Raw genomic sequence first — 6,373 nt, forward strand, 5'->3', positions numbered from 1 at the left:
GGACCATCAGCCAGCGAGTGGTCCAACGGAACCAGGAACATCGTGCCGGAAGCCGAGTGAACAATCCGCCGAACCCGACGATCCTTTCCCGTCCAACCGTATGACTCGGTCATTCTCTCAACACCTCGTCTCAGACCCACATAACCAGATTGCAGAGTTTCCTGGAACGCACCCTATGCGCTTTCTGCAGCAATTCTTGCAATGTTTCCGATGCCGCTTTCACGAGAAAACCAAGGAATTCGCCGCCCTGTCAATGCCCGCGAATTCCCCGCTTTCCGGGGTTCGCCGCGAACTCCCTCGGTTCTGACGGGCCACACCCGGACGGCCCGTTCTCCCCGGAGCCGGGCTGCGCGGACCCGGTACGCACCGTCGACCACCCGGTTCGTGCCTCGCTGCACGACGATCGGCGGCAGCTGGGCCTGCGGTTCCGCCAGGGCCCGGGCGTACTCGCCGTTCTCCCCCGCGGACCGGGGCGAGTGCGACGGACGAGCGCCGCGATCGGGATCCACTCGACGTCCGCTCGGAATCCATGTACCACTCCTCTGCCGCACCCGCCGCTCACGGTCAGGGACCTCGGAGCCCTGTGCGCGACTCCGACCGACCCACCAGAAGGATACCTTTGCCAAGGTATTTTTTTCATCCTCGGCACCGCCGCCGACCGGGGTGTGCAACCGGGGAAATCCCCCAGTTGCGCACCAGGTGCCCACGAGGGCGGGTACCGGAGGGCCGGGCGCCGACGGGAGGAGGGGTCGCCGCACGACCCTCGGGGGTTCGGCCATGCGGCGCCCGGCGGGCGCAGCGCAGCCCGGCTTCGGCCGTGCGGCGACGGCAGCCTTGTGCCGGCAGGCCGGGCCCGCGGCGATTCTGGCGATTCGCGCACCAAACCGAGGGTGTGCGGAATGTTGATTCGCGTCGCGGACGGGGCACCCCGTCCCTCCCCCACCGGTCGGGCGGCCTGGCGCCCATACCTCTCCGCGTCGCAAGCCGACCGCCCCTTGGCCGCCGGAGCCCGCTGCTCCAATGCGCCGGCCCGGCCTGTGGCGGTGTATTCGACTTTCAGCCAAGTGCATGTGTCGGAAAAAGTAGCGGCCACCGAAAGGCGTGGCCGTGGGCAGTATGCGGGCCGCACCTGTCCGAGATCGTCAGAGCGGACCCTCAAGGCTTCACGCCGACGGGCCCGCGCTCGGCGAGCGAGCCAGGGGGTACGCCTGCGTGGACGGTCGCACCGGCATGCGCCTGCTGCCCAGGTGCGACCCTGCGTGCGCCGACTGCTCGTCCCGGCAGTTCACGCAACTGGCCCATGGCCTCCCATGGTATTAGAATCAACGAAACAATATACCTTCGCAGAGGTATCTAGCAAGGCTCAGGCTCGCTCCAGAGCCCAGCACGGAAGAGGGACCATGAACAACCGCAACAGCGATCTTTGGACAGCCCCCGGAACCAAGGCCGCCCTGCGGGAACTCAAGCAGGAACGGGCCGGCCACACCCGCAGGCAGCTCCTGCAGGCCGCTGCCAGTGCCTTCGCTGAGAAGGGGTTCCCCGCCGTCACACTCCAGGACATCGCCGACCGCGCGGAGGTGACCAAGGGCGCCGTCTACTTCCACTTCAAGAACAAGGAGGCAGTGGCCGTCGCCGTCACCGAGGAGTTCTACACGCAGTTGCCCGCCGTCGCCGATTCGGTCATGGCCAGGCAGCTCCCGCCGCTCGACGCGGTCGCCGAGTTCCTCCTGCAGACTGCGGTCTTCCTGCGGGACAATCCGGTGGCGCAGGCCGGTGCCCGGCTGCAGATCGAGCGCAACCTGGTGAAGGCCGACATGCCGACGCCGTTCAGCGGATTCACCCAGCTCATCACCGAGCTACTGGCACGGGCCCAGGACGAGGGCGCCTGGCAGCCCACCGCCGACGCCGCCACCATCGCCCGCGTCGTCGTCGCCGCGTTCTTCGGCAGCCAGCACATCTCCTGGGTCGAGCACAACCGCGAGGACCTCACCGACCGCGTACGGGAGATCCTCGACATCGTTCTCCCCTGCCACGCGTGACACCTCGCGCCCTCCCGCCGTCACGCAAGGAGAGCCCTTCCCATGCCACTGGCGGCCCGTTAGTCGGTGTCCAGGGCCTGGGCTGCACGGGCTGCAGCGAGTTCTACGGACCCGGCGCACCGGCCCAGGCGCAGGAAACATCGCGCCGCCCTCGACGCGGGCGTCGCCGTGCTCGACACCGCGGACCTGTACGGACACGAAACGAGGCGCTCCTTGGCCCTTTCGTCCGCGCCCATCGCCAACGGGGCTTCCTCGCCACGAAGTTCGGCATCGTGCGACAGCCGGACCAGTAGTGCGTAGACGCGAGCCTGAAGCGCCTCGGCAGCGACGAGATCGACCTGTGCGACGCGCACCACCGCGACCCCGGCGTTCGCCTCGAGGAGTCCGCAATCCCCACGGCTGCGGCACTCGGCGTGGTGTTCGTCGCCTACTCGCCCCTGGGCCGGGACACAGCACACGTGGGTCCTCGATGTCGAGCGCCAGCGCCACCCAACCGGTGTCAACGCTCCAGGACGAGGGGCGACTATCGGGCCAATCCGAAGCTCACCGAGGTCCGGGCCGGTCGTGACGTCGTTGTGTTCGTCCACTCTCCGCCATGTCTGCGCATCCGGATCATGGCTTCCCACGGGCCGGTGGCAATGCGCCGAGAATGGCCGACAGGCTGAACGGGTCGCGGAGGGCGATGTTGTGACCAACCGGAATTTCGTGAACCCGCCAACCCGAGTCGCTGCGTAGCCGTTCGGTCAGGGTCACGAACGGGCTCCCCGGCCACGCGCCACCACTGATGAACGTCCGGCCGAGCTCGTGCCCGGGGCCGCCTCCCAGCCTGACCGACTGGACGAAGCTCGCCAGTGGGTGCGGTCGCGCGCGAGGGTCGAACCCACCAGGGACCGCGACCCAACGACCGTCGGCGCGGGAGCCGGCCATGAACAACTCCCGGAAACGGTCGCTGGTCAAAGTCCAGCACGAATCCCCGTCCTCCGGGACGTAGGCGTCGATGAAGACGAGCTGATCGAGGCGGTCGCCGAGCCGATCCGCGACACCGGCGATCACCATCCCGCCGTAGCTGTGCCCGCACAGCGCGAGGGGCCTTTCGTCACTGCGGTCAATGATCTCGGCCACCTGGTCCATATGGGTGTCGAGGTTCGGCGGACGCTCCACGTCGACTGAGCCGTCCAACTCCAACCCTGACAGGGTCACCGCCTCGACCTGGTGACCGTCTCGGTGCAGCTCGGCCGCCACTGAGTCGAACACCCATCCGCCGTGCCAACCACCAGGCACAATCACGAACTTCACCGCGTCATCATAGGCCGGGCAGCACCCGACTCCCGGGGGTGAGTTGACGGCTGACGATACGGTCGTGGTGGCGCAAGGGAAGCTCTACCTCTGATGAGGTGTGCCGGGCGACAGGGTGACCCGCAGGACGGCGTGACGTGGCACCTGGCTGCCGGGCGAGGGTGTCTGCTCACATACGCGGCCGACGGGCGTGCCGGGGTGAGGGCACGCTCGGTGTCGGACGGGCTGGACGCGTAAGCCGACTGCCTGGGCGCTCGATCGGGCTTCGGCCATCGTCTCGCCGATCAGCGAGGGTGCCGCGGCCCGGGGGCGAGCAGGGGCGGGGGATCCGGTGATCACGTAGGTGCACGCGGCGGCCGCCAGCAGCACCGCCATCGCCTGGAGCGGCCGGCGGATACGCGGTCGGCGCGCGGGGCGTTCTTTCCGGGAATCCCGGGGCGGCGGTAGCCGGGTGTGCCGAACCGTCGCAGGTGGAGCCGGCGGCGGCGAGGTGACTGCCGTGGCACGGCCTGCCAGTACCTTCCCGATGGCCTCGCGCATGTCTTCGGCGGTCTGGTACCGGTCCGCACGGTCCTTGGCCAGCGCGCGCAGCACCAGGGTGTCGTAGGCGGCAGGCAGCTGCCGAGTGTGGGCAGAGGGAGGCACCGGTGGTTCCGAGAGGTGCTTCATGGCCACGGCCAGCGGGGTGTCACCGGTGAACGGGGGGCGACGGGTGAGCAGTTCGTACAACAGGCAGCCGGCCGAGTACAGGTCGGTGCGGAAGTCCACCTGCTCGCCCCGGGCCTGTTCCGGCGAGAGGTACTCGGCCGTGCCCACCACCACCGAGGTGCGGGTGAGGGTCGTACCCGCCCGATCCACCGAGCGGGCGATGCCGAAATCCATCACCTTCACGGTGCCCTCGTGGGAGAGCATGACGTTCGCCGGTTTGATGTCCCGGTGGACGATGCCGTGGCGGTGGGCGTGATCGAGCGCCTCCAGCACGCCGGCAGTGAGCTCCAGGGCGTGCTCGGGACCGGTGATCCGTGCCTCGCGCACGAATTGGAGTAGCGTGCTGCCTTTGACGTACTCCATCACGAGGTACGGGACGAGGTGACCGTCGATCATGTCCTCGCCCGCGTCGTAGACGGCGACGACGGACGGGTGGCCCAACAGCGCCGCCGAGACGACCTCACGGCGAAAACGCGCCCAGTGTTCGGCATCGGCCGCCAGGTCCGGCCGGAGCGTCTTCACGGCAACCTGGCGGAACAGCAGCAGATCGTACGCCAGCCATACCTCGGCCATCCCCCCTCGACCCAGGACCCGTTCCAGACGGTAGCGTCCGCCCAGACGACGTGAACGATCCACGGTGCTCCCCCTCGTTGCCGACTTCCGCCGAGGCACCGTAGGAGCAGTTCTTGTGGGATCTCTGTGATCCGAAGCCGACCCTGTGGCGCGTGTCGCTCATCTCAGTTCTGCTCGAAATGGCTGGGTCTGCCGCCTCGGTGGATCAGCCGGCCCTGCTGTGCGGCGCCGGTCCGGGGCATGAGGATCCACGTCCCGTCGGTTCGACGCAGGGCCGCCGAGTGCCACGGAGTGGTCCATGCGTCCGGAGCATCGAGGAGGCGGATGCCGAACTTGGCGGCCCCGGTGGGCTGCGGATGGATGGACAGCCGTACGGCGTGAGGATGACCGAGCCCCCGCCCCAGTGGTCCCTGCCCGCCGTGTACTCCTCGTCGGTGAGCAGGCACGAGTCGAGCAGGGACGACAGGCCGTCCCGGTCCAGGCCTGGCGAGGTGAAGGTGAGGTACTGGCAGCGGTCACCGTGCTCGGGGTGCCAGTCCACGGATGCGGAGATACGGCGCTCGGGGGGCACCATCTCCCAGGCGGGTCACGTAGGTGTGGCCGGTACCGGCGGTGGACCTCAGCTTGGTGATCGGGCGCAGTTCGTCACGGGCCACGACAGCCCGGCTTCGGCCATCGCATCGCCCACTCCCACCGGCACAGCAAGCGCCGCTTCGACCCGAACGTCCAGAGCAGGCGCTACTGGCTGTCGAGTGAAAGCCGCCACCTCCGGCTCACTCTCTCCGCCAAGGGCATCAAGACGATCGGCACCGAGGCCGCGGTGGCGCGCATCCGCGCACAGGGAGGGAAGGTCTGACGGCGAAGAAGAGCAAGATCGCGGAGAACGAACAGCTGCGGCTCGTCGTGGCCCGCTGCACCGCGCGCCGAGCCGCGCTGAAGGCGATCAACTCGTCGCCCCGGGCATCCGACGACGAGCGCGCCGCAGCCCAGCGGGAATTGCGCCGGCGGCCCCGCGACACAAGCGCCACCCGCCTGCGCAACCGCGACTCCGTGGACGGCCGCCCCCGCGGCCACCTGCGCGCCTTCGCTCTGTCCCGCATCCGGGTACGCGAGATGGCCCACGCGGGCGAGCTCCCTGGCGTGACCAAGAGCAGTTGGTGACCTGCCCGCCGAAGAACCCACATCCACATGGCGCACGGGTAACGGCGTGTCCCGCACGCGGACGGTTTCCGCGTGCGGGACCGGGGCCGTACCGAGGATCAGCCGGTCGTCAGGGCGGTGTCGTCCACGACGAAGCTGGTCTGCAGCGAGGAGTCCTCCACGCCGTTGAACTTCAGAGTGACCGTCTGTCCCGCGAAGGACGACAGGTCGAAGCTCTTCTGGGCGTAGCCAGAGGCGTGGTTGAGGTTCGAGTACGTCGCCAGGGTGGTCGAACCGGCGGTCACCGTCAGCTTGTCGTACGCGGTGCTGCTGGTGGTCTCCGACGTGTCGATGTGCAGGTAGAAGGTGAGCATGGCCTTGCAGCCGGCCGGGATCGTCACCGACTGGGACAGCGTGTCGGTGTGGCTGGAGCCGTAGCCGTCGAGCCAGGCGTAGTACGAGCCGCCGTGGGCCGCCTCACCGGTGTCGTTTGTGATGACGCCGCTGGTGGCGGTCCAGCCAGTGCTGCCCGACTCGAAGCCCGGGTTGGCCAGCAGCTGGGAGGAGGAGCAGGTGCCGCCCGAGGAGCCGACGGTCCAGGTGAAGGAGGCCGAGCC

The 6,373-nt window shown here is 68.7% G+C and carries 5 protein-coding genes and 4 pseudogenes; 3 read left to right on the forward strand and 6 right to left on the reverse strand.

The annotated features are described in order from the left end of the window. The first annotated feature begins 1,400 nt into the window (after positions 1 to 1,400). Positions 1,401 to 2,039 (forward strand): ScbR family autoregulator-binding transcription factor, encoded by a 639-nt coding sequence (locus ACWGJ5_RS46315; protein ID WP_453315605.1) that lies wholly within the window; start codon positions 1,401 to 1,403, stop codon positions 2,037 to 2,039. Positions 2,040 to 2,651: 612 nt separating this feature from the next. Here the strand turns inward: ACWGJ5_RS46315 and ACWGJ5_RS46320 are convergent. The 5 genes and pseudogenes from ACWGJ5_RS46320 to ACWGJ5_RS46340 all read right to left on the reverse strand — a co-directional run. After that, positions 2,652 to 3,335: an alpha/beta fold hydrolase gene (locus ACWGJ5_RS46320; RefSeq protein ID WP_453315606.1), complete on the reverse strand. Its 684-nt coding sequence runs from the start codon at positions 3,333 to 3,335 to the stop codon at positions 2,652 to 2,654. 84 nt (positions 3,336 to 3,419) lie between these two features. Continuing rightward, positions 3,420 to 4,715, reverse strand: a complete 1,296-nt coding sequence (locus ACWGJ5_RS46325; RefSeq protein ID WP_453315607.1) for a protein kinase domain-containing protein — start codon at positions 4,713 to 4,715, stop codon at positions 3,420 to 3,422. 65 nt (positions 4,716 to 4,780) lie between these two features. Further along, a pseudogene (locus ACWGJ5_RS46330) lies at positions 4,781 to 5,002 on the reverse strand (L-tyrosine/L-tryptophan isonitrile synthase family protein); the annotation flags it as partial. Positions 5,003 to 5,016: 14 nt separating this feature from the next. Next, positions 5,017 to 5,199 (reverse strand): annotated as a pseudogene (locus ACWGJ5_RS46335) (cobalamin biosynthesis protein CobW); the annotation flags it as partial. Further along, positions 5,198 to 5,272: pseudogene (locus ACWGJ5_RS46340) on the reverse strand (50S ribosomal protein L33); the annotation flags it as partial. The pseudogenes ACWGJ5_RS46340 and ACWGJ5_RS46335, both read right to left, overlap by 2 nt. A 23-nt stretch (positions 5,273 to 5,295) precedes the next feature. On the opposite strand from ACWGJ5_RS46340, the gene rpmB reads away from it, so the two are divergent. After that, positions 5,296 to 5,472, forward strand: coding sequence for a 50S ribosomal protein L28 (gene rpmB, locus ACWGJ5_RS46345; RefSeq protein WP_453315608.1), 177 nt, complete (start codon positions 5,296 to 5,298; stop codon positions 5,470 to 5,472). Beyond that, positions 5,469 to 5,777 carry a 30S ribosomal protein S14 gene (gene rpsN, locus ACWGJ5_RS46350; protein WP_453315609.1) on the forward strand — a complete coding sequence of 103 codons (309 nt, stop codon included), beginning with the start codon at positions 5,469 to 5,471 and terminating at the stop codon, positions 5,775 to 5,777. Before rpmB ends, rpsN begins: the two co-directional genes overlap by 4 nt. Positions 5,778 to 5,875: 98 nt before the next feature. Here the strand turns inward: rpsN and ACWGJ5_RS46355 are convergent. After that, positions 5,876 to 6,373 (reverse strand): annotated as a pseudogene (locus ACWGJ5_RS46355) (hypothetical protein); the annotation flags it as partial.

It is taken from the genome of Streptomyces sp. NPDC054783, assembly GCF_053611725.1.